General features: G+C 65.1%; 20 protein-coding genes. 9 read left to right on the top strand and 11 right to left on the bottom strand.

What is annotated here, in order from left to right; all coding sequences use genetic code 11:
- From E5222_RS16005 to E5222_RS15990, 4 genes are read left to right on the top strand one after another with little or no spacing between them, the layout of a single operon-like run.
- Complete coding sequence (locus E5222_RS16005) at positions 1 to 933, top strand: bifunctional riboflavin kinase/FAD synthetase (protein WP_136694790.1); 933 nt, start codon at positions 1 to 3, stop codon at positions 931 to 933.
- Positions 933 to 3,824, top strand: coding sequence for an isoleucine--tRNA ligase (gene ileS / locus E5222_RS16000; RefSeq protein WP_136694789.1), 2,892 nt, complete (start codon positions 933 to 935; stop codon positions 3,822 to 3,824). The genes E5222_RS16005 and ileS overlap by 1 nt, the downstream gene beginning before the upstream one ends.
- Positions 3,821 to 4,366: a signal peptidase II gene (lspA, locus tag E5222_RS15995; RefSeq protein ID WP_136694788.1), complete on the top strand. Its 546-nt coding sequence runs from the start codon at positions 3,821 to 3,823 to the stop codon at positions 4,364 to 4,366. The genes ileS and lspA overlap by 4 nt, the downstream gene beginning before the upstream one ends.
- Entirely contained in the window at positions 4,366 to 4,773 is a 408-nt protein-coding gene (locus E5222_RS15990; RefSeq protein WP_136694787.1) for a DUF3035 domain-containing protein, read from the top strand. The genes lspA and E5222_RS15990 overlap by 1 nt, the downstream gene beginning before the upstream one ends.
- Here the strand turns inward: E5222_RS15990 and E5222_RS15985 are convergent.
- Together E5222_RS15985 and E5222_RS15980 are read right to left on the bottom strand one after the other, a co-directional pair.
- A complete protein-coding gene (locus E5222_RS15985) occupies positions 4,760 to 5,197 on the bottom strand; it encodes an SET domain-containing protein (RefSeq protein WP_136694786.1) in 438 nt (145 codons plus the stop codon). The two genes, E5222_RS15990 and E5222_RS15985, sit on opposite strands and share 14 nt — an antisense overlap.
- 104 nt (positions 5,198 to 5,301) lie before the next feature.
- A complete protein-coding gene (locus E5222_RS15980) occupies positions 5,302 to 6,606 on the bottom strand; it encodes a hemolysin family protein (RefSeq protein WP_136694785.1) in 1,305 nt (434 codons plus the stop codon).
- A 151-nt stretch (positions 6,607 to 6,757) separates the two neighbouring features.
- Between E5222_RS15980 and E5222_RS15975 the strand changes: the two genes are divergently transcribed.
- Positions 6,758 to 7,438 carry a YiaD family glycine zipper/OmpA-like lipoprotein gene (locus E5222_RS15975; protein ID WP_136694784.1) on the top strand — a complete coding sequence of 227 codons (681 nt, stop codon included), beginning with the start codon at positions 6,758 to 6,760 and terminating at the stop codon, positions 7,436 to 7,438.
- A gap of 232 nt (positions 7,439 to 7,670) precedes the next feature.
- Here the strand turns inward: E5222_RS15975 and E5222_RS15970 are convergent, their stop codons facing one another.
- The gene (locus E5222_RS15970) at positions 7,671 to 8,447 is read right to left on the bottom strand and encodes a 3'(2'),5'-bisphosphate nucleotidase CysQ (RefSeq protein ID WP_136694783.1); all 777 of its coding nucleotides are present in this window, start codon (positions 8,445 to 8,447) and stop codon (positions 7,671 to 7,673) included.
- A gap of 102 nt (positions 8,448 to 8,549) precedes the next feature.
- On the opposite strand from E5222_RS15970, the gene sucC reads away from it, so the two are divergent.
- Both sucC and E5222_RS15960 read left to right on the top strand, forming a co-directional pair.
- A complete protein-coding gene (sucC, locus tag E5222_RS15965; RefSeq protein ID WP_136694782.1) occupies positions 8,550 to 9,749 on the top strand; it encodes an ADP-forming succinate--CoA ligase subunit beta in 1,200 nt (399 codons plus the stop codon).
- Positions 9,750 to 9,869: 120 nt separating this feature from the next.
- Positions 9,870 to 10,808, top strand: coding sequence for a hypothetical protein (locus tag E5222_RS15960; protein ID WP_136694781.1), 939 nt, complete (start codon positions 9,870 to 9,872; stop codon positions 10,806 to 10,808).
- Here E5222_RS15960 and E5222_RS15955 read toward each other — a convergent pair.
- From E5222_RS15955 to E5222_RS15930, 6 genes are all read right to left on the bottom strand, one after another.
- A complete protein-coding gene (locus E5222_RS15955) occupies positions 10,805 to 12,013 on the bottom strand; it encodes a DUF445 domain-containing protein (protein WP_136694885.1) in 1,209 nt (402 codons plus the stop codon). The genes E5222_RS15960 and E5222_RS15955 overlap by 4 nt on opposite strands.
- 82 nt (positions 12,014 to 12,095) lie before the next feature.
- Complete coding sequence (locus E5222_RS15950; protein WP_136694780.1) at positions 12,096 to 15,596, bottom strand: efflux RND transporter permease subunit; 3,501 nt, start codon at positions 15,594 to 15,596, stop codon at positions 12,096 to 12,098.
- A gap of 11 nt (positions 15,597 to 15,607) precedes the next feature.
- Positions 15,608 to 16,801, bottom strand: a complete 1,194-nt coding sequence (locus tag E5222_RS15945) for an efflux RND transporter periplasmic adaptor subunit (protein WP_136694779.1) — start codon at positions 16,799 to 16,801, stop codon at positions 15,608 to 15,610.
- A gap of 265 nt (positions 16,802 to 17,066) precedes the next feature.
- The gene (locus tag E5222_RS15940) at positions 17,067 to 17,333 is read right to left on the bottom strand and encodes a GlsB/YeaQ/YmgE family stress response membrane protein (RefSeq protein WP_136694778.1); all 267 of its coding nucleotides are present in this window, start codon (positions 17,331 to 17,333) and stop codon (positions 17,067 to 17,069) included.
- 169 nt (positions 17,334 to 17,502) lie between these two features.
- Positions 17,503 to 17,802, bottom strand: coding sequence for a CtrA inhibitor SciP (gene sciP / locus E5222_RS15935; RefSeq protein WP_136694777.1), 300 nt, complete (start codon positions 17,800 to 17,802; stop codon positions 17,503 to 17,505).
- Entirely contained in the window at positions 17,803 to 18,048 is a 246-nt protein-coding gene (locus tag E5222_RS15930; protein WP_136694776.1) for a hypothetical protein, read from the bottom strand.
- A 199-nt stretch (positions 18,049 to 18,247) separates the two neighbouring features.
- On the opposite strand from E5222_RS15930, the gene mnmA reads away from it, so the two are divergent.
- Positions 18,248 to 19,402, top strand: a complete 1,155-nt coding sequence (gene mnmA / locus E5222_RS15925; RefSeq protein WP_136694775.1) for a tRNA 2-thiouridine(34) synthase MnmA — start codon at positions 18,248 to 18,250, stop codon at positions 19,400 to 19,402.
- A 3-nt stretch (positions 19,403 to 19,405) separates the two neighbouring features.
- Here the strand turns inward: mnmA and E5222_RS15920 are convergent, their stop codons facing one another.
- Positions 19,406 to 19,747, bottom strand: a complete 342-nt coding sequence (locus E5222_RS15920; RefSeq protein ID WP_246021834.1) for a hypothetical protein — start codon at positions 19,745 to 19,747, stop codon at positions 19,406 to 19,408.
- An 88-nt stretch (positions 19,748 to 19,835) separates the two neighbouring features.
- On the opposite strand from E5222_RS15920, the gene E5222_RS15915 reads away from it, so the two are divergent.
- Positions 19,836 to 20,927 carry a serine hydrolase domain-containing protein gene (locus tag E5222_RS15915; protein WP_246021833.1) on the top strand — a complete coding sequence of 364 codons (1,092 nt, stop codon included), beginning with the start codon at positions 19,836 to 19,838 and terminating at the stop codon, positions 20,925 to 20,927.
- Here E5222_RS15915 and E5222_RS15910 read toward each other — a convergent pair.
- Positions 20,912 to 21,712 carry a PhzF family phenazine biosynthesis protein gene (locus tag E5222_RS15910; protein WP_169053639.1) on the bottom strand — a complete coding sequence of 267 codons (801 nt, stop codon included), beginning with the start codon at positions 21,710 to 21,712 and terminating at the stop codon, positions 20,912 to 20,914. The genes E5222_RS15915 and E5222_RS15910 overlap by 16 nt on opposite strands.

Genomic DNA, 21,712 nt, shown 5'->3' with positions numbered 1-21,712 from the left:
ATGCGCCTCGACCATCGCGATCCCGTACCCGAGCCCTTGCGCGGCGCCATCGTGGCGCTGGGCAATTTCGATGGCTTCCATCTCGGCCACCAGAAGGTGGTTGCCGAGGCGGTGGAATGGGCGAAGGCCGAGGGGCGCCCCGCCATCGTCGCCACGTTCGATCCGCATCCGGTGCGCCATTTCGCCCCGCATGTGCCGCCCTTCCGGCTGACCGGCCTCGACCAGCGCGAGACTTTGTTCATCGAGGCAGGCGCGGATGCCATGCTCGTCTTCCATTTCGACGATGCGCTGGCCGCCACCACGGCGGAGGACTTCGTCGCCCACCTGCTCGCCCGCCAGGTCGGCGCGGCGGGCGTGGTAACGGGGGAGGACTTCACTTTCGGCAAGGGCCGCGGCGGGAATGTCGATGTGCTGCACGATGTCGGCGCGACGTGCGGCGTGAAGGCGCGCCAGGTCGGCCCGGTCAAGCATGGCGGGCAGGTCGTCTCCTCCAGCCGCATCCGTGACGCGCTGAAAGCGGGCGAATGCGAAGTGGCAGAGGAATTGCTCACCCGCCCCTTCGCCATTCGCGGCACGGTGGTCGATGGCGACAAGCGCGGCCGCGAGATCGGCTATCCCACCGCGAATATGGAGCTGGGCAGCTATCTGCGCCCCCGCTTCGGCATCTATGCGGTGACCGGCCGCGTGCTCTCCACCGGAGAGGAGCTGAAAGGCGCGGCCAATGTCGGCGTGCGCCCGACCTTCGATCCGCCCAAGGAATTGCTCGAACCCTATTTTTTCGAATTTTCCGGTGACCTCTACGGACAGGAGATCGAGGTCGAGCTGCGCCACTTCCTGCGGCCCGAGGCGAAGTTCGACAATCTCGACGACCTCGTCGCGCAGATGGAGAAGGATTGCGAGGAGGCCCGCAAGCTACTAAGCGCCGCTGCCTAATGACCGAGAGCACCGACAAGCGAGATTACCGGGACACCGTCTTCCTGCCGAAGACCGATTTTCCCATGAAGGCCGGCCTGCCGCAGAAGGAGCCGGGCATCCTGCAGCGCTGGCAGGACGAGAAGCTCTACGAAAAGCTGCGCGCGGCGCGCAAGGGGCGCGAGACCTTCATCCTGCATGACGGACCGCCCTATGCGAATGGCGACATGCATATCGGCCATGCGCTCAACCATATCCTGAAGGACATGGTCTGCCGCACGCAAAGCCTGGCCGGCAAGGATGCGCCCTATGTTCCCGGCTGGGACTGCCACGGCCTCCCCATCGAATGGAAGGTGGAGGAGCAGTACCGCAAGAAGAAGCTCAACAAGGACGAGGTCCCGGCCAAGGAATTCCGCGCCGAATGCCGCGCCTATGCCCAGCACTGGGTCGATACGCAGAGCAGCCAGCTCCAGCGCCTCGGCGTCAATGGCGACTGGGACCACCCCTACCTCACCATGCAGTTCGAGAGCGAGGCAGCCATCGTCGCCGAGCTGCTGAAATTCGCCGAAAGCGGCCAGCTCTATCGCGGCGCCAAGCCGGTGATGTGGTCGCCCGTGGAGAAGACCGCGCTGGCCGAGGCCGAGGTCGAGTATGAGGATATCGTCTCGACCCAGATCGACGTGGCGTTCGAGATAACGGAATCGCCGATCGAGGAACTGGTCGGTGCTTACGCGGTAATCTGGACGACGACGCCTTGGACGATCCCGGTGAATCAGGCGTTAGCCTATGGGCCGGAAGTAAACTACGCCGCGATCCGCGCCGTCGATGGGAAGATTTTCCTGATCGCAGGCGAATTAGCCAACGCGTTCTTCGGCCGGACCGGAATTGAAACTACGGCCATCGAGAATGGCTACGGCTGGGACATGGTATGGAGCGGCAAAGGCTCCGACCTCGCCGGAACCGTCGCCCGCCACCCAATGCACCATCTCGGCGGCTTCTTCGCCGAGCCGCGCCCGTTCCTGCCCGGCGACTTCGTCACAACGGACAGCGGCACGGGCCTCGTCCATATGGCGCCCGATCATGGCGAGGACGATTTCGAGCTGTGCAAGGAGCACGGGATCTCGCCCAAATTCGTGGTCGATGCGGGCGGCGTCTATCGCGACGACTGGCTGTGGCTGGGCGGCGATGACGAGCGCCGCCGCGCCGTCATCAACCCCAATTTCAACGCACCGGACGGCCCGATTTGCGAAGACCTCAAGGAAGCTGGAGCTTTGCTGTCGGCAAGCGCGGATTACCAGCATTCCTACCCGCATAGCTGGCGCTCGAAAAAGAAGGTGATCTTCCGCTGCACGCCGCAATGGTTCGTGCCGATGGACAAGCCGATCGCGCCCTTCGACTATCCGGTCGCGGTGCCCGATGCGATCGGCGGCGCACTCGCCATCACGACCGACGCCAAGCAGACGGCCACTTTGCGTGAAACCGCGATGAAGGCGATTTCCGAAACGCGCTTCGTGCCGGAAAAGGGCCGCAACCGCATCGGCTCCATGGTCGAGGGCCGTCCCGATTGGGTGCTTTCCCGCCAGCGCGCCTGGGGCGTGCCGATCACGCTGTTCGTCCATCGCGAGACGGGCGAATATCTCGTCGACAAGGCGGTGAATGACCGCATCATCGCCGCCGTGCGTGCCGAGGGTGTGGACGCCTGGTCCGATGAAAGCGCGCAGGCGCTGCTCGGAAACGACTACAACCTCGATGATTACGAGCGGATCACCGATATTCTCGACGTGTGGTTCGATTCCGGCTCCACCCATGCCTTCGTGCTGGAAAGCGATGTCTGGCCCGAGCTGTCCAGCCCGGCGGACCTGTACCTGGAAGGCAGCGACCAACATCGGGGCTGGTTCCAGTCGAGCTTGCTCGAAAGCTGCGCCACGCGCGGCCGCGCGCCTTACAAGGCGGTGCTGACCCACGGCTTCACCATGGCGGCGGACGGCAAGAAAATGTCGAAGTCGATCGGCAACACCGTCGACCCGCTGAAGGTGATGGAGGAATATGGCGCCGACATCATCCGCCTGTGGGCGCTGAGCGTCGATTTCACCGAGGATCACCGGATCGGCCCGGAAATACTGAAAGGCGTGGCGGACCAGTATCGCAAGCTGCGCAATACCTTCCGCTATTTGCTCGGCGCGCTGTCGGATTACGATCCGGCGGAAGCGGTCGAGGTCAAGGACATGCCGGAGCTGGAGCGCTACATGCTGGCGCTGCTGGTCGATCTCGACACGAAGATGAAGCGCAGCGTCGAGGATTTCGACTTCAACGCCTATACCCGCGCGCTGGTCGATTTCTGCAATGAGGACTTGTCGGCCTTCTTCTTCGATATCCGCAAGGACCGGCTCTATTGCGACCATCCGGAAGGGCTGGAGCGCCGCGCCTATCGCACCGTGCTCGACACGATGTTCCAGGCGCTGATCCGCTACGCCGCGCCGGTGCTGGTGTTCACAGCTGAGGAAGTGTGGCGCACGCGCTATCCCGATGGGGAGAGCGTGCACCTGCTCGAATGGCCGGAAGTGCCGCATTCGACCACCGACCACCACCGCTGGCGCGCCCTGCGCGAATTGCGCGAAAGCGTGACCGAAGCGATCGAGCCGCTGCGCCGCGAAAAGACCATCCGCTCCGGCCTCGAAGCCGAAGTGGTGGTGCCGGCAAGCGCCGTACCCGCAGGTTTCAGCGATGCGGATCTGGCCGAGCTCTTCATCACCGGCGCCGTGACGCGCGGCGATGCGGACGGTGTGAGCGTCACCAAGTCCTCCGACGCCAAATGCGGCCGCTGCTGGCGCCTGCTGCCCGAAGTCAGTGAGGACGGGGACCTCTGTGATCGCTGCGAGGATGTCGTCGGCAAGATGGACGCAGGCGCATGATGGCGATCTTCACCCGCGCTCGCTTGATCGGCCTCGGCATCGCGCTGGCGATCTTCGCCGCAGACCAGTGGATGAAGAACTTCGTGGTCGGCACGCTCGGCCTCACCCATGTGGGCGACCATTACCCGCTGCTGCCCTTCTTCGATTTCACCCGCACCAATAATTACGGCGTCTCGCTCGGCATGTTTTCGGCGACGAGCATGGAGATGCGCTGGGCGCTGGTGGTGGTGACCGCACTGATCGCGCTGGCCGTGTTCGTGTGGATCATGCGCGAAGTGAAGATGTGGGATATTGCCGCGCTCTCGCTGATCCTGGGCGGGGCCTTGGGCAATATCCGCGACCGCTTCATGTATGGCTATGTCATCGACTATGCCGACTTCCATATCGGCACCATTCGGCCCTTCATGATTTTCAACGTGGCCGATGCGGCGATCACCATCGGTGTGGTGATTCTCCTTGCCCGCGCCTTGTTCATCGGCGAGAAACCGGCCACAGAGCAGGACGAGATTACAGCGGAACCCAATCCCGCGGAGACAGATTAATGCGCAATGTTACCCGGATCACTCTCGCCATCGGCGCGACCGCCATGCTGTCGGCCTGTGGCGGCGGCCTGATTTCCAGCCGTGAGCGGCCCGATGAATTCGCCGTGCAGCGGCAGGCCCCGCTGGTGATCCCGCCCGATTTCGAACTCGTGCCCCCTGCCCCTGGCGCCCCGCGCCCGGCCGAAGGCACCGCCTCGCAGCAGGCGCTGGAAGCCCTGTTCCCGCCGCAAACGCGCAGCGCTGTTGAAACAAGCGCGCTCGATCGCGCGGGCACGGCAGAGACTTCGATCCGCTCCACCGTGGGCGACCCGAACACCTACACGGTGGACAAGGGCACCACTACCCGCGCCATCATCGCCGCCCCTGAGGGCGACGGCCAGGCCGCGCGGAGCGTTATTCCGGGCTGAGGCCCGCCGGCACCTCTCCATTCCCGCGTGTGGCGGCGATGAAGGACCGACCCGGCTGCATCGTATAAATGGGATCGAGCTGCGCGTAGTCGCAGGTCAGTTCCTCATGCGCGGCAATGTCGCGCAGCGCCACGCCGATGGCGGGGCTTGAGAAATCCCCGTTCGGCTTGTCCGAATGGTTCATGAAACGCCCATTGTCGAATTCGACCACGACCAGCCCCGGCTTGGTCGTGTGCGGATAGCCGTAGCGGTCCACGAAATCGCGCTGCAGCGCGTCCATGCGGGCGACCTGCTCCTCGCTCAGCAGCAGGTCGTAATCGTCACTTAAAGTCCAGATAGCGGTGCCGCGGGCGATCGGGGCAGCGGCGAATATGCCGACCCCTTCGATTTCGCTGGGGCCCACATAAGTCGGTACGATCATCATCGCGTCATGATCCGGGCGCGCGAGTCTTGCGGGCGCCCTCGCATCGCCGGAACGTCCGGCGACGGGGGAAGGTTGCCTCCGTCCAGATGGACTTGCAACAGGATTCAGCTGGCGTCGGGGCGCCTTGCAACAAGCAGCTTGTCGACCCGGCGGCCATCCATGTCGATCACCTCGATCCGCCAGCCCTGCTCCTCGAAATATTCGCCTTCGACGGGCAAGCGCTTGAGCATGAAGAGGACATAGCCCGCGGCAGTGGCGAATTCGCGCTGGTCGGGCAGGCCGATCTCCAGCCGTTCGGCCAGCGCATCGGCGGGCATGGCGCCCGATACCAGCAGGGAGCCGTCGGCGCGCTCGACCACCATCGGCTCATCGCCCTCGTCCTGGTGGCTGGCGAAGCTGCCGGCAATGGCGGTGAGCAGGTCGGCCGTGGTGACGATCCCGTCCAGGTGGCCGTATTCGTCATGCACCATGGCCATGCCGGTGCCCGATTGCTGCAGCACGCGCAGGGCGTCCATCGCATCGAGCTGGTCGGGCAGCACCTCCGCCTTGCGGATCAGCTCGGCAAGCACGATCGGCTCCCCCGCCACCCGCAGCGCCAGGATCTCGCGCACTTTCACCACGCCCAGCACCTTGTCCGGGGAGCCTTCGGCCACCGGCAGGGTGGAATGCGGGGTTTCGGCCACGATCTCCAGCATCGCAGCCTCGCCCGCATCGGCATCGATCCAGTCAAGCTCGGTGCGCGGGGTCATCAGCTCGCGCACGGGCTTTTCGGCGAGCTTCATGATGCCGGAAAGGATCGCGCGCTCCTGCTCCTCGATCACGCCCGAATGCGTCGCATCGGCGAAGATCATCTGCAGTTCCTGCGCGGTAAGGCCGTGTTCGCCGGCATGGCTCACGCCGGTCAGCCGCAAGATCATGCTGGAGGAAGAATCGAGCAGCCAGACGAAGGGCGCGGCCACCTGCGCCAGCAGCGCCATGGGCCGTGCCATGATCAGGGCAACGGGATTCGCGGCCCGCAGCGCCAGCTGCTTGGGCACAAGCTCACCCACCACGAGGCTGAAATAGGTCGTCAGCACGATGACCAGGACGAAGCCGATATCGCCCGCCAGCTCCGGCTCAACGCCAAGCAACGCGATACGCTCACCCACCGGCCCGCCAAGGGCAGAGCCCGAGACGGCGCCGTTGACGATACCGATCAGGGTGATGCCGATCTGCACGGTGGAGAGGAACTTACCCGGCTGCGCCGCCAGCTCAAGCGCGACCTTGGCCGATTTGCTCCCGTTTTCGGCCGCCACGCGCAATTGCGACGTGCGTGCCGAGACGATGGCGAGCTCCGACATGGCGAAGACGCCATTGAGCAATATGAGCCCCGCCAAAACGGCAAGATCGGACCAGGGAAAAGGTGACATGGGAAAATTCTCGCTAGCAGAATCGGCGCGCGAGTCTAAGCTTTATGCAGCAGGCACGTGTGGAACGCCTTGGGCCCTGAGCCGTTTAGAGCGACATGGACCACGCGGCCCGTCCCGGGTCGCGGCAATTTGTGCAGAGAGGAATATCTCCATGATGAAGTCGCGCATTGTCGTATCTAGCATCGCCGCCGCATCGCTGCTGTCGCTCAGCGCCTGCGTCACCGATCCCAACACAGGCGAGCGGAAGATCTCGCGCACCGCCATCGGCGGCATCGGCGGCGCTGGCCTCGGCTATTTGCTCGGCGGCCTGGTGGGCGGCAAGACCGCGCGTATCGTGGGTGCGGGCATCGGCGCGGCTGCTGGCGGCTATGTCGGCTATCGCATGGACGAACAGATCCGCGAGCTGGAAGAAGCGACTGCCGGTTCCGGCGTCGACGTGACCGAAACGCCCAATGGCGACGGCATCCTCGTGAACCTGCCGGACGTCACCTTCGCCGTCGATTCGACCGCGATCAGCCCGCAGATGCGCAACACGCTGGATGGCGTGGCGCAATCGATGGTCAACTATCCCAACTCGCTGATCGACGTGATGGGCCACACCGATTCGACCGGCAGCGAGCAGTACAATCTCGACCTGTCGCGCCGCCGCGCGGAATCGGTCGCCAATTTCCTCACCTCGCGCGGTGTCGCCCGCGCCCGTATCGAGACGATCGGCTATGGCGAGCAGTATCCGATCGCCGACAACACCACCGAAGCCGGCCGCGCGCAGAACCGCCGCGTGGAAATCCGCATCACGCCGATCACCGAACAGGACGTAGAAGCGGCTTATTGATTTGAGTGGCACCGGCCCATCCGGGCCGGTGCCCTCCTCGCTTCCTGCCAGCAGAGCTGGCATCGCTGCGGACCCGCGTTCGCGCTTGCGGGCCTTCGGCCCGTTCCATCGCCAGAAAGAAAAGTCGCGGAGCACGGTCGCACATCGACCGCAAGGCCGAACGGCCGCCCGCAGGTGCCCCGCAGCGTAGCGGAGGGAACAGCACCGAGGATGCACCCGCGGATGCGGGTGCCTAACTCAACAACCTCGCCCGATCCGCCAGCCGCTCCACCGCATCGTCATGGATCGCGGGCGCGCTGACCAGCAGGCCGAAGGCGCGCGGGTCGGGCTTGTTGTAGGCGAGCGGCTTGCCGAAGGCGTCGGTGACGCGCGCCCCGGCCTCGCGCGCGATCAGCGTGGCGGCGGCGACGTCCCATTCGAAACCCCACCGCAAAGTGGCCAGCAGATCCGCCCGGTCATCGGCGACCATGGCGATCCTCAGCGCGATCGAGTTGGGTTTCTCGACCATGGACAGGTCCTCGTCCTCCTTCGCCAGCGTATCCGCCGGAACGCGGGCGCCGGGAAAAGCGAGGCGTTTGCTCGCCGCAATATCCACGCCATTGAGCCGCGCGCCCGTGCCCGCCGTCGCAGTCCAGACTTCGCCACGCGCCGGAGCAACCAGCAGGCCGATCAGAGGGCGGCCCGCGCTCACCAACGCCACGGAGACCGCCCAGCCGGGGCGACCGCGCAGGAAATCGCGCGTGCCGTCAATGGGGTCGACCACCCAGATCAGGTCGCGATCGAGGCGCGAAGGGTCGTCGGCCGTCTCCTCGGACAGCCAGCCGGCCGCAGGCAGCAGCCGGCCCAGTTCCTGCTTGAGGAAGCCGTCCACTTCGATATCGGCGGCGCAGACCGGGCTGTTACCGCCCTTGTCCCAGCTTTCCACCTTGTGCCCGTCTCCAGGCCACTGGCGCTTGGCGATCTGGCCGGCTTCCACACATATGTCTCTCAGGCGAAAACGATCAATCATTGGCCAATCAGGTGGTATGGGCGAGTCTGCATTGCAAGCGAGGCGCTATGATGCTTTAGCGCCCCTCATCCTCTCCTTATTCACGCAAAGGTTTCACCAGCGATGAACATCCATGAATATCAGGCCAAGGAACTGCTCGCGAAATTCGGCATCGGCGTGCCCACGGGCCATGCCGCGCTGACCGTCGAAGAGGCTGTCGCAAGCGCGAAACAGCTGCCCGGACCGCTCTATGTCGTGAAGGCGCAGATCCATGCCGGTGGACGCGGCAAGGGCAAGTTCAAGGAACTGGGCGCGGATGCCAAGGGCGGCGTTCGTCTGGCCAAGAGCATCGCGGATGTGGAAGCCGATGCGAAGGAAATGCTCGGCAACACGCTGGTCACGATCCAGACGGGCGAAGCCGGCAAGCAGGTGAACCGCCTCTACGTGACCGATGGCGTTGATATCGCTGAAGAATATTACCTCTCCATGCTGGTCGACCGTGCATCGGGCCGCATCGCCATGATCGTTTCGACCGAAGGCGGCATGGATATCGAGGAAGTGGCCCATTCCACGCCCGAAAAGATCACCACCATCACCATCGACCCGGCGACCGGCTTCATGCCGCATCACGGCCGCGCGGTGGCTTTCGCGCTGAAGCTGACCGGCAACCTCAACAAGCAGGCACAGAAGCTGGCAAAGCAGCTCTACACCGCCTTCACCAGCCTCGATTGCGACATGCTGGAGATCAACCCGCTGGTGGAGACCAAGGACGGCAACCTCCTCGTCCTCGACACCAAGATGAGCTTCGATTCGAATTCGCTCTATCGCCACCCCGACGTGGAAGCGATGCGCGACGAGACCGAGGAAGACCCGATGGAGGTCGAAGCCTCCAAGCATGACCTCGCCTATATCAAGCTCGATGGCGATATCGGCTGCATGGTCAACGGCGCGGGCCTGGCCATGGCGACGATGGATATCATCAAGCTCAATGGCTCCTTCCCGGCCAACTTCCTCGACGTGGGCGGCGGCGCGACGACCGAGAAGGTGACCGCGGCCTTCAAGATCATCCTGTCCGACCCGGCAGTGAAGGGCATCCTGGTCAATATCTTCGGCGGCATCATGCGCTGCGACACGATTGCCGAGGGCATCGTGGCGGCGGCCAAGGAAGTGGACCTGTCGGTGCCGCTGGTGGTCCGCCTCGAGGGCACCAATGTGCAGCAGGGCAAGGACATCCTCGCCAATTCGGGCCTGCCGATCGTCCCGGCCGAAGACCTGGGCGACGCAGCGAAGAAGATCGTTGCCGAGGTGAAGCAGGCGGCCTGATCGCCCTCCCGCCTTATCGGCCATTCGAAAAAGGGCCGCGCATATACGCCATGCGCGGCCCCTTTTTGCTGGTTGACGCGAGGAGCGGCGCGAATATTTTCGCGGTCAGGGAGAGGAGCGATGAAAACCACAGCACTTCTGGCCGCCGGTGCGGCGCTACTCACCATGACCGCCGCGCCGGTACAGGCACAGGACGGCCCGCGCGTGTTCGAGCGGGATGGCAGCTGGACGCTGGATGCCGGCGAGGATTCGTGCCGGCTCGCACGCAGCTTCTCCGACGGTGAAAGCAGCGTGGCGCTGGCGCTCGAACGCAACCGGCTGGGCAATGGCGCGCGACTGATCCTCGTCGGCGAGGCGCTGCGTACTTTCCGCACGGCGGAACAGATCGGCTATCGCTACCTTCCCGCGAGCGAAGCGCATGACCAGCGCACGGCCATGTTCATTCGCTCGGAAACGCCGGACGGACAGACCTATCTCAATCTCGGCACCATCCTGCTTGGCCCCAATCCCTTCACCGCGCCGCCCGCCATGGTGCCCGGCCGCGAGGAAGGGGCCATGGTGCTCGCCCCCTATGACCGCACGGCGGAGGGGGAATTCGCTGCCGGGGTGACGGGAATCGCCCTCAATGAAGGGATGCTGCAGCCGCTCCGTATCGAGACCGGGTCGCTGGGCGGCGCGGTGGAGGCCTTGCAGGCCTGCACTGACGACCTGCTGCTGAGTTGGGGGCTCGACTGGGAAGCGCATCGCGGCATGAGCGCCCCGGTGGAGCCGATCGGCCCGGCCTATGAATGGATCCCCGGCAATGCCGTCGGCTTCGGCGATTTCGCGGCCTTCGGAGGGTCCCGCAATCCGTTCCGCGTGATGGTGGATGCAGAGGGCAAGCCGACCTCGTGCCACGTCCACTGGCCCTCGCTCAGCGACAGCAAGAATGAGGCGATTTGCAAGGGGATCATGGAAAACGGCCGCTTCCATCCGGCGCTCGATGCCAATGGGCAACCGATGGCGAGCTACTGGATGGTCGACTATTTCCTCGGCCTGGCGCGGCCCTTCGGCCGCTAGATCAGCTGCGTCACGGCGTGGATCGTCACGCCAACCAGCCCGCCCACCAGCGTGCCGTTGATGCGGATGAACTGCAGGTCGCGGCCGACGGCGTTTTCCACGCGGTCGGTGATGGTCTGCGCATCCCAACGCTTGACCGTTTCGGAAACGAGCCGGACGATCTGCTCGCCATAACGTTGCACCACGCCCACCAGCGTGCGCCGCGCGAGGCGGTTGACCTGCGTCTGCAAGGCGGGATCGCTCTTCAGCGTTTCGCCCAGTTCCTTCAGGCTTGAGCCGAGCTGGCCCTGCATCGCCGCATCGGGATTGCGCGCCATGGCGATCAGCGACAGGCGCATCCGTTCCCACACGCCCATCCACCAGTCGCCCAGCGCCGGGTTGGCGAGGAGGTCCGACTTGGCCTTCTCCACCTTCGCCCGTAGCGCCTCGTCATGCTGCAAATCATGCGCGAACTTGGCGAGGCCTTCCTCCACCTTGCCGCGCAAGGGATGTTCAGGATCGACGAGGATTTCGGCGAGCAGGCGGTAAAGCCCGTCGAGCACCGAATTGGACAGCCGCTCGTCCAGCCCCGTCCAGCGCAGCACGGCATTGGCGCGCTGGTGGATCATGTTGCGGACCATGTCCTCATTGTCCTCAAGCGTCAGGCCCGCCCAGCGAATCATCCCGTCGATCAGCGGGCGATGGCGATTGTCGGCCATCGCGCCTTCCAGCATCTTGCCGAGCAGCGGCGAGACCTCGATCTTCTCCGCCTGCCGCGCGAGGCCCGCCTTCACCTGCATGCCCAGCCTGGTTGGATCGAGCGATTCGAGCAGTTCGACCAGCAGCTCCACCATGCCGGTGCGCACGCGGCCCATCTCGCCCTCGCGCTTCTGAACGAGGAATTCGCCGGCGGCATAGGCCACATTCATGTCGCGCATGCGCCGCGCCACCACATGCGGCGTCAGGAAATTGCGGCGCAGGAAGCCCGCCATGGTGTCCGCGATGCGGTCCTTGTTCTGCGGGATGATCGCCGTATGCGGAATCGGAATGCCCAGCGGGTGGCGGAACAGCGCCGTCACCGCGAACCAGTCCGCCAGCCCGCCAACCATGGCGGCTTCGGCGAAGGCATGGACATAGCCCCAGACCGGATGCGTATCGAGCTGCCAATGCGCCAGCGCGAAGACCGCCCCCATCGCGACCAGCATCAGCGTGGCGGTGATGCGCATGCGGCGCGCGCGGTCCGGCTCCGGCGCCAGGTCGGCGTTTGTGGTGGTTGGAGGCTGCTTCCCCGTCACGCCCGGCACCCCGTCATTCGGCGGGAGTGGCCTCCGGCGATGTAGCCGAGGGCCCGTGCCCGTCGCCCGGCTTGTAGGTGAGGAACGTATCGCGCATCCACGGCCCCAGGCGCTTTTCCAGCCCGTCCGCCAAGCTGAAGCCCGCAGGCACGATCAGCAGCGTCAGCAGGGTGGAGAGCAGCAGCCCGCCGATCACCACCGTACCCATGGGTGCACGCCACGCCGAATCGCCCGACAGCGACAGCGCCGTCGGCACCATGCCGGCGGTCATCGCGACCGTGGTCATCACGATCGGCTGCGCCCGCTTGTGGCCCGCTTCCATGATGGCTTCGAACTTGGACTTGCCTGTCTCCATTTCCTCCAGCGCGAAATCGATCAGCAGGATAGAGTTCTTGGCGACAATGCCCAGCAACATCAGCACGCCGATGAAAACCGGCAGCGAGAGCGGCTGGCCCAGCGCCCAGATCAGGGCAAGGCCGCCCAGCGGGGCGAGGAAGAGCGAGCCCATGTTCACCAGCGGCGAAACCAGCCGGCGATAGAGCAGCACGAGGACGGCGAAGACCAGGAACAGCCCGGTGATCACGGCGGTGATGAAATTGCCGATCAGGTCCTGCTGCCATTCATCGGCGCCCACCGGCTGGTCGGTCACCCCGGTCGGCAGGTTGCGCATGATCGGCAGGTTCTGGATCGCATTATAGACATCGCCGCGCGCGATGCCTTCGCCCACATCCACACCCACGAAGACGCGGCGGTTCTGGTTGTAGCGCTCGATCGATGCCGGTCCCATGCCGAAGGAGATATCGGCTACCCGGCTGAGCGGTACCGAGCCGCCGACCCCCGTGGGCACGGGTAGGTTCTCGATCGTGGCGACATTGCGCCGGTCGCCTTCGGCCAGCCGCACGCGGATCGGGATCTGCCGGTCGGAGAGCGAGAACTTGGCGGCGTTCTGGTCGATATCGCCCAGCGTGGCGATGCGGATCGCCTGGCTCAGGGCCTGCGTGGTCACGCCAAGGCTGGCGGCAAGATCCTCGCGCGGCTTGATAATCAGTTCGGGGCGCTGAAGGTCGTAATCGATACGCGGGGCGACCGCGCCTTCGACCGTCTCCATCTGCGTCACCAGTTCCTGCGCCGCCTCGTTCAACTTCTCCGGGTCGGAGCCGGACAGGAGGATCGAGATCTCGCGGCCAGTACCGCCGCCACCGCCCTGCTGGTTGTTGAAGTTGATCCGGGCATCGGGAATGTCCTGCAACACCGGCGTCAGCTCGCGCTCGAACACCTGGCTCGTACGCTGGCGATCGGCGGCCAGCACCAGGCTGATGCGGCCCGATCCTTCATTGGCGATACCCAGCGCGAGGTCGACTTCCTGCTCCTCGCTGAGCCGTGCGGCGACGCGGTCGACCACTTCCTCGGTCTGCTCCAGCGTTGTGCCGGGCACCATAGAGACCGAGACGCGGGAGAAGTCGCTGTCATTGTTCGGGAAGAACTGCTGCGGCACGTTCTGGCCGATCATCACGGTCAGGCACAGCGAAGCGATGCCGAGACCCATCATCCACATGCGATGGTCGAGGAAGCGGACACGGAGGCGCGCCGTGCGGTTGAGGAACCAGGTCGAAAACCGCTCCCCGCCGAGGCGCGAGAGGATCGTCAGCGGTACCTTGAGCACGAAAGCCGCCAGCCAGGCGCCTACGCCCGCTGCAACGATCGTCACCAGCATCATGGTGAGCGTGAACAGGAAGGCGAGAAGCTGCGCCAGCACCTCCGGCAGGAAACCGAACAGCTCCTTCCAGAAACGCATGTCGATCGCTTGTACCGCGGGCGTCGTGAAGACGAGGTAGAACACCCCGACCGCACCCGCCACCGCGGCAACGGCGATCAGGATGAAGAGCGGCGTGCCGATAAAGCCATATTGCCAGGAGAAGGGCGCACGGCCGATCTCGGCAAGGCGGCGGCGATAGGCGCTTTCATCCAGCGACCAGCGCAGCACCTTCATATAGAGGTCCATCGCCCGGCCCTCGCCATGCGCGGCCTCGCCCTTGGACTTGAGGAAATAGGCCGCGATCATCGGCGTGATCATGCGCGCCACGGCCAGCGACATGGCGACCGAGACCACCACGGTCAGGCCGAAATTCTTGAAGAACTGGCCCGATACGCCCGGCATCATGCCCACCGGCAGGAACACGGCGATGATACAGGCGGTGGTGGCAACGACCGCCAGGCCGATCTCGTCCGCCGCGTCGATCGATGCCTGGTATGCGCTCTTGCCCATGCGCATATGGCGCACGATGTTCTCGATCTCCACGATCGCATCGTCCACCAGCACGCCGGCGACCAGCCCCAGCGCCAGCAGGGACAGCGTGTTGAGCGAGAAGCCCATCAGGTCCATGAAATAGAAGGTCGGGATGGCCGACAGCGGGATGGCCAGCGCGGCGATGATGGTCGCGCGCCAATCGCGCAGGAACAGGAACACCACGATCACGGCCAGCAGCGCACCTTCGACCAGCAAGGCCATCGAGCTGTCATACTGCGCGCGGGTGTAATCGACCTCGGTGAACAGGCGGGTGAAGTGAACGCCCTCGTTCGATTCCTCCAGCTGCTTCATCACTTCGATCGCATCGTCATAGACGCGCACATCGGATTCGCCGCGCGCGCGGGTGATGGAGAAGGTGACCACGGGCTTGCCGTCCACCTTTGCGACCGTGCTGATCTCGCCATAGGAATCGGTCACGCGGGCAATGTCGGACAGCTTCACGCTGCGCCCTGCGCCGAGCGAGATCTGCGTCTGCGACAATTCGAAAGCGCTCTGGGCATTGCCCAGCACGCGCACCGACTGGCGCGATCCGGCGATTTCCGCCTGCCCGCCAGCGGCATTCAAGTTGAGCTGGCGCAGCGCGCTGTTCACCTGGCTGGCAGTGACGCCAAGCGCCTGCATCTTGCCGGGATCGAGGATCACCAGGATCTCGCGATCGACGCCGCCGCTGCGGCTGACTTCGGCAAGGCCGTCAACGGTCAGCAGCGCCTTGGTGATGGTGTCGTCGATGAACCAGCTCAGTTCCTCGATCGTCATGTCGTCGGCCGCAACGCCGAAGGAGACGATGGGCTGCGAGCTGGTCTGCTGCTTGAACACGCGCGGTTCGAGGATGCCGTCGGGCAGCTCGCCGCGAATATTGTCGATCTCGCTCTTCACCTCGTTCACCGCCTCGGCAATGTCGGTGCCGAGCGCGAATTCGATCTGGGTGAAGGAGCTGCCTTCGGACGCGGTCGAGCGGATATTCTCGATCCCGTCGAGCGTCTGCACCGCCGCTTCCACGCGCTGGGTGATCTGGTTTTCCACCTCGGGCGGCGCAGCGCCGGGCTGCGAGATGCTGACCAGCACCACCGGGAATTCGATGTCCGGCTGGTCCTGGATGTCCATCTGCTGGAACGCCATCAGGCCCGCCACCATCAATCCGATGAAGGCGAGGATGGGGACGATCGGGTTGCGGATCGACCAGGCGGAGAGGTTGCGGAAATTCATGACGCCGGGGCTCAGCTGGCGTCGGCCGTGGCCGGACGCACCGTTTCGCCCACGGTCAGGAAGCCGCCGGCGCGCGCGACGATCCGCTCGCTGCCGTCGAGGCCGGAATCGATCACGATGCCGTTATCGGTGATGATGCCCAGCTGCACGTCGCGCCGTTCGACCTGGTCCTGATCATTGACGACCAGCACATAGCTGCCCTGCTCGTCCGACAGGATCGCGCTCTCGGGCAAGCGCGGAGCGACAACGGCGCCGCTATTGATCTCGATCGAGGCGAAGCCGCCGGGGCGCAACGCCGGGTCATAGCTCATCGCGCAGCGGGCCACGCCCTGCCGCGTCTGCTCGCTGATCACCGGGCTCTTCTGCCAGACCTGGCAGGTAAAGCTCTGCTCCGTGCCGACGGGAACGACCGAACCGGTCGCGCCAACGGGGATCCGGCCCAGCTCGGTCTCGCCGATCTGCGCCAGCAACTCCATCTCGCCGCCACGGGCGATCGAGAACAATACGCCGGAGCCTGCGCCGACCACCTGACCGGGTTCGACATCGCGGGTAAGCAGCAGTCCGGCTGCCGGAGCGACGATATTGAGCTGCGCATTGCGCGCCTGCCGCTCGGCATATTGTGCCTCGGCCACTTTCACCCGGGCGACGGCGGCATCGCGCGTGGCGGTCAGCCGGTCGATATCGGCCTGGCTGACGAAGCCGCGCTCCACCAGCTGCATGGCGCGGTCGAGATTGGCCTGCGCCAGGTCGGCATCGGCGACGGCGACATCGATCTGCGCGGCGGAACTCGCGGTCTGCTGCGACTGCACCGAGCGGTCGATCACGGCCAGCACCTGCCCGGCGCGGACCCAGTCGCCCGGCTCTACCGGCACGGAGACGACGCGGCCGCCTTCGCCGACGACGCCCACGGGCATTTCCCGGCGCGCGGCCAATGTGCCGGTGGCATTGATAATGCCGGCATAGGTGCCCTGTCCCGGGCTGATCACGGTAACGCGCTGGGTCGTCCCGTCAGCCTGTGGGCCGAAGGGCTGTTCTTCTTCACCGCCGCTGAGCAGGATCGCCGCGATCACGATACCCGCGATCGCCACGCCAAGCGCGATCAACAGCTTGCGCTTGCGGCGCGCAGCTGCCTCGGCGGTGAGGTCGTCCTGCAAGAGCTCGCCCTCCTGCGGCTGTGCGACATCCAGTCGGGATTCGTAATTCATACGCGAAAACTGCCTCAAACGATGGCTGGCGGCGGCCGCCCATGCTGCTTTGCACACAGGGCGAAACACACCGTTTCTATCGCAACCGCCCATATACGCTTGTTGTGTGCGCTGCAACGCGACCTTCGGTCAGGGGCCCATGCGATCCGACGGACGTTGCTCAATTGACGCGAAAAAGGGCCGGAAACGCGCAGTTTCCGGCCCTTTTTGTTAATTTGTATCTTTTTGTCATTTGCGGGCGCGATAACCCGCCGTCATCCTTGGCTTAGCGAACGCGGCCGCGCTGGACCAGGTTCACGATACCCAGCAGCACCACGGCGCCAATGATCGCGATGATGAGGCCGGTGAGCGAGAATTCCTGGACGCTGCCCTGCACGCCGAACAGCGGGCCCGAGAGCCAGTTGCCGATCAGCGAACCGATGCAGCCGACCACCACGTTCCAGAAAATGCCCATCGAGGCATCGCGGTTCATGACCTTGCTGGCCAGCCAGCCGGCAACGCCGCCAACGATAATTGCGATAATCCAACCCATGAAACTTTCCTCCTGCTTGCCTGGCATCCTGCCACGCACTTCTTCCCAAACGGCGCGCTACGCAGGATGTTCCGACACGCGCATAGGCGCGCGCCCCGCCTTCATGCCGAAGGAAGGGTCGGGAGTCTAAATTTTATGCTGGAAAGACGCGCAATTGCGCGCGTTCGCATCAGTATTTCAGCTGGCGCTCGTAAAGATCGCGATAGTGCTGGATGCGCGTGACGCGCAGCCCCTGCATGCCCGAACGGTCCACCGCACGCTGCCAGCTGGCGAATTCCTCCAGCGTCAGGTTATAGCGCTCGAGCACCTCGTCGATGGTCAGCAGGCCGCCATTCACCGCAGCGACCACTTCGGCCTTGCGGCGCACGACCCAGCGCTTCGTCTTGGGCGAAGGCAGGTCGGCAAGCGTCAGCGGCTCGCCAAGCGGGCCGATAACCTGTGCGGGGCGGATATTCTGGTTCTCGATCATTTAATTCCTCGGAGCACTACCGGCAGCGACATCGGGTGTGAAACCCTCATTGCGGCTGCTCCCTTTGCCATTGGCTAAATCAGTAAGGTTACCGGATTCTTTACCATCCGGTTGCGAGGCAATCCGCCGCGCCGATAGTGAATCGAAGCTGGCTTTCCCGCCCGAATCGTCACGCACCAGCGAGTTGCGCAGATCGCGCGCCGCCTCCAGTCGCATACGAAGGTCCTTCCATGTCAATTCGCGCAAGGACTGGCCTTGCGCAGGACCCTTATCGGGGTCCTGTCCATTGGACACAGGAGGAGGATTCCCTTCGAACATGAGGCAGTCATAGAACGCCAACCGTCAAGAACCGGTAAAACTGTCCTTAATCAGAAGTAACCAGCCGCCTGCGGGCAAGGGAGCAGAGTCTTGGCCTTCGGGCGCGCTTGCGTGTAAGGGCGCGCGCATGACCGATAGTGCGATCACCGAGGAAAAGCTGGACGCCGCTGCGCTGTTCGCCCTGCCGAAGCCGGCGGGCGAATGCCGCATCGTGGTGGCGATGTCGGGCGGGGTGGACAGTTCGGTCGTCGCCGCGCTGGCGGCTGAGAGCGGGGCCGAGGTGATCGGCATCACGCTGCAGCTCTATGATTATGGCGCGGCCACGGGACGCAAGGGCGCCTGCTGCGCGGGCGACGATATTCGCGATGCGCGGCAGGTGGCGGACCGGCTGGGCATCGCCCATTACGTCTACGATCACGAAACCGCCTTTCGCGAAGAAGTGGTCGAGACCTTCGCCGACGAATATCTCGCCGGGCGCACGCCGATCCCCTGCATCCGCTGCAATATGGGACCCAAGTTCACCGACCTCTTGCGCATGGCGCGCGAGCTGGGCGCCGATTGCCTCGCCACCGGCCATTACGTCCGCCGGATCGAAGGCGAAGCGGGCGTTGAGCTGCACCGCGCACTCGATCCCGCGCGCGACCAGTCCTACTTCCTCTATGCCACGACCGAGGAACAGCTTGATTTCCTGCGCTTCCCGCTGGGTGGCCTGCCCAAGCAGGAGGTACGGCGCTTGGCCGAACGCTTCGGCCTGACCGTGGCCGCCAAGCCGGACAGCCAAGACATCTGCTTCGTGCCCGATGGCGACTATGCCAAGATCGTGAAGGCCATGCGGCCCGAGGGCGGCAGGCCGGGCAATATCGTCCATGCCGAAACAGGCGAGGTGCTGGGCCAGCATCCCGGCATCATCCACTATACCGTCGGCCAGCGCCGGGGTCTCGAGATCGGCGGTCTGGCGGAGCCGGTCTATGTGGTCGAGCTCGACGCCGAAAGTGCCGAAGTGCGCGTGGGCCCCAAGCGCATGCTGGCCGTCAACGCGGCGCGGATCGTCGAGACCAATCGCATCGGCCCGCTGCCGGCAGGCGAACTGACCGCCAAGGTCCGTTCGCTGTCGAAGCCGGTGCCCATTATACTCGAAGGCGAGCTTGGCGGAGGCGCGGAATGCGCGATCCGTTTCGCCAGCCCCGAATTCGGCGTCGCGCCGGGACAGGCGGCGGTGATCTATGCAGGCGAGCGTGTGGTCGGCGGCGGCTGGATCGAGGAAACCTTCGCCTCCGCCTGAGGCTCAGTCTTCCCAGCTATCGAGCACGCAGCCGAAGCCTTCGTGATAGCGGGCGGTCTCGCTGGCGATCAGCGGCACGGTGGCGGTGACGGACTTATCATCCTCGTCCTCGGTCAGGAAGACGGCCGCCATCCCGTCCACCTTGTCGTCCCGGCAGCTGGCAAGGTCGCGCCCGCCGATATGGCGGCACGAACAGCCATTTTTCGCACCATAGGCAGTGCCGGCGCGGGCATAGCCGGCCATCGCGTCGCCATAGAACCAGGCCACGCCTCCAATGATCACGGCGATCGCCAGCAGCGCCTTCATCCAGCCCCCGCTTGCGCCACGATTTGCCGGTTTTGCCATTGCCAATTTGCCCTGTCTGAAGGATGAGGCGCGACCTATGCCACGCCGCGCCCTCCCTAGCCTTCGCACCCGTCTTTGGCCAATCCTCTTGCTGCTGGCACTTGCTGGCTGCGGGCAGGACGGTCCACCACCCCTGCCGCCCTTGCCCGATGGCGCGCTGGAAGCCGTAGTGGTTGAGCCGGGCGTCCCGCGCGAGCCGCTCGCCCGCGCGGTGGATGCCCTGTTCACGCGCGACGGTATCGGCGAAACCCGCGCAGTGGTGGTTATGCATGGCGGCAAGGTCGTCGCCGAGCGTTATGCCGATGGCTACGACGCCAATACGCGCTTTGTCGGCTGGTCGATGTCGAAGACCGTTACCGCCGTGCTGGTCGGCATCATGGAAGGTGACGGCCGCCTCGCGCTCGACGATCCCCCGCCCATCGATCACTGGCAGCGCGCCGGCGATCCGCGCGGCGAGATCACCTTGCGGCACTTGCTGCAAATGCGATCCGGCCTGCGCCATGCCGAAATGGTCGAGCCGCGCTATGAGAGCTCCGAAGTGCGGATGATGTTCCTTGACGGGCGTGACGACATGGCCGCCTGGGCCGAGGCGCAGCCGCTCGACCATGAGCCCGGACAGCATTTCCAGTATTCGACCGCCAGCACGGTGATCCTCGGCGATGTCCTCGCCCGGCTGCTCGTCCCCGATGGCGGGCCGAGCGACAGGGTCGAAGCCGTCTCCGATTTCGTGGCCGCGCGGCTGGCGGGTCCGGTGGGCATGTCATCGCTGGTGGGCGAATATGACGCGGCGGGTACGCTGGTGGCGGGCAGTTCCTTCTGGGCCAATGCACGCGACTGGGCGAAGTTCGGCGAGCTGCTGCGCACCGGCGGCGTGGTCGGCGGCGTGCAGGTGGTCCCGCGCGGCTGGGTCGATTTCATGCGCAGCCCCAGCCCTCGCGCGCCCGATTACGGCGCGCAGATGTGGCTCAACCACCAGTCGGAGGTCGATGATCGCGAAGTGCTGTTCCCCGACCAGGGCCGGGAGACGCTGTTCGGCGCGGCGGGGCATATGGGCCAGTATTTGCTCGTCTCTCCCAGCCAGCGGCTGACTGTCGTAAGGCTCGGCCATACGCCCAATGAGGAGGCCGATGCGCTGGTCGATGCGCTGGCGGAGATCTTCGCCCTCTATCCCGAAAGGTAGAAGCGTCCCTCCACCACGGTGACGCAGTGCCCGCCGAGCACGGCCTTCTCGCCTTCGAGCGTGCAGGTCATGTCGCCGCCCCTTTTCGAAGCCTGGTGCGCGGTGAAGCTCTCCCGCCCCAGCCGCTTCGCCCAGAACACCGTCAACGCCGAATGGGCCGATCCGGTCACGGGGTCTTCCGGAATCCCCGCGCCGGGCACGAAGACGCGGCTGACCACATCGGTCGTATCCCCCGGGGCGGTCGCGATGAACATCGTGTCGCCATGCGAGGCGAGCTGCGCCATGTCGGGTGCGAGCGCGCGCAACGCTGCCTCATCGGCATAGCGCGCGATCACATAGCCGCGCGGGTCGGCGAGCGCCTCCTCCGGCCGGGCGCGCAGCCCGGCAATCAGCGCATCGTCGGCCTCCCCATCCACATGGATCGCGGGCAGCGCCATGCGATAGCCATCGCCATCGCGCGCCACTTCGAGCACGCCGGCCTTGCGCGTGCGAAAGGTCACGGCATCGCCCGCCCCTTCCTGCCCCAGCAGCACATGGCCCGATGCAAGCGTGGCATGACCGCACAAAGCGATCTCCACTTCGGGTGTGAACCAGCGCAATTCCCAATCCGCCTCGCCGCTCGCATCGCGCAGCAGGAAGGCGGTTTCGGCAAACATGTTCTCCGCCGCGATGGCCGCCATCACCTCATCCGGGGGCCATTCATCGAGGATCATCACCGCCGCCTGGTTGCCGCCAAAGGGCTGCGCGGCGAAGGCGTCGACATGCCAATAGGGGATCGTCTGCAT

It is taken from the genome of Alteraurantiacibacter aquimixticola, assembly GCF_004965515.1.
In the GTDB taxonomy this organism is placed as follows: Bacteria; Pseudomonadota; Alphaproteobacteria; order Sphingomonadales; family Sphingomonadaceae; genus Alteraurantiacibacter; species Alteraurantiacibacter aquimixticola.
This window is presented reverse-complemented; position numbering and strand designations above follow the sequence as displayed.

Excerpts from the sequence above, each read along its gene's own strand:
- ileS (WP_136694789.1), top strand. The coding sequence starts at position 933 with ATGACCGAGAGCACCGACAAGCGAGATTACCGGGACACCGTCTTCCTG.
- E5222_RS15960 (WP_136694781.1), top strand. The coding sequence starts at position 9,870 with ATGAAAACCACAGCACTTCTGGCCGCCGGTGCGGCGCTACTCACCATG.
- E5222_RS15990 (WP_136694787.1), top strand. The coding sequence starts at position 4,366 with ATGCGCAATGTTACCCGGATCACTCTCGCCATCGGCGCGACCGCCATG.
- E5222_RS15940 (WP_136694778.1), bottom strand. The coding sequence starts at position 17,333 with ATGGGTTGGATTATCGCAATTATCGTTGGCGGCGTTGCCGGCTGGCTG.
- sucC (WP_136694782.1), top strand. The coding sequence starts at position 8,550 with ATGAACATCCATGAATATCAGGCCAAGGAACTGCTCGCGAAATTCGGC.
- E5222_RS15970 (WP_136694783.1), bottom strand. The coding sequence starts at position 8,447 with ATGATTGATCGTTTTCGCCTGAGAGACATATGTGTGGAAGCCGGCCAG.
- E5222_RS16005 (WP_136694790.1), top strand. The coding sequence starts at position 1 with ATGCGCCTCGACCATCGCGATCCCGTACCCGAGCCCTTGCGCGGCGCC.
- sciP (WP_136694777.1), bottom strand. The coding sequence starts at position 17,802 with ATGATCGAGAACCAGAATATCCGCCCCGCACAGGTTATCGGCCCGCTT.
- E5222_RS15980 (WP_136694785.1), bottom strand. The coding sequence starts at position 6,606 with ATGTCACCTTTTCCCTGGTCCGATCTTGCCGTTTTGGCGGGGCTCATA.
- E5222_RS15985 (WP_136694786.1), bottom strand. The coding sequence starts at position 5,197 with ATGATGATCGTACCGACTTATGTGGGCCCCAGCGAAATCGAAGGGGTC.
- E5222_RS15945 (WP_136694779.1), bottom strand. The coding sequence starts at position 16,801 with ATGAATTACGAATCCCGACTGGATGTCGCACAGCCGCAGGAGGGCGAG.
- E5222_RS15955 (WP_136694885.1), bottom strand. The coding sequence starts at position 12,013 with ATGCGCATCACCGCCACGCTGATGCTGGTCGCGATGGGGGCGGTCTTC.
- mnmA (WP_136694775.1), top strand. The coding sequence starts at position 18,248 with ATGACCGATAGTGCGATCACCGAGGAAAAGCTGGACGCCGCTGCGCTG.
- E5222_RS15920 (WP_246021834.1), bottom strand. The coding sequence starts at position 19,747 with ATGGCAAAACCGGCAAATCGTGGCGCAAGCGGGGGCTGGATGAAGGCG.
- E5222_RS15950 (WP_136694780.1), bottom strand. The coding sequence starts at position 15,596 with ATGAATTTCCGCAACCTCTCCGCCTGGTCGATCCGCAACCCGATCGTC.
- E5222_RS15975 (WP_136694784.1), top strand. The coding sequence starts at position 6,758 with ATGATGAAGTCGCGCATTGTCGTATCTAGCATCGCCGCCGCATCGCTG.
- lspA (WP_136694788.1), top strand. The coding sequence starts at position 3,821 with ATGATGGCGATCTTCACCCGCGCTCGCTTGATCGGCCTCGGCATCGCG.
- E5222_RS15910 (WP_169053639.1), bottom strand. The coding sequence starts at position 21,712 with ATGCAGACGATCCCCTATTGGCATGTCGACGCCTTCGCCGCGCAGCCC.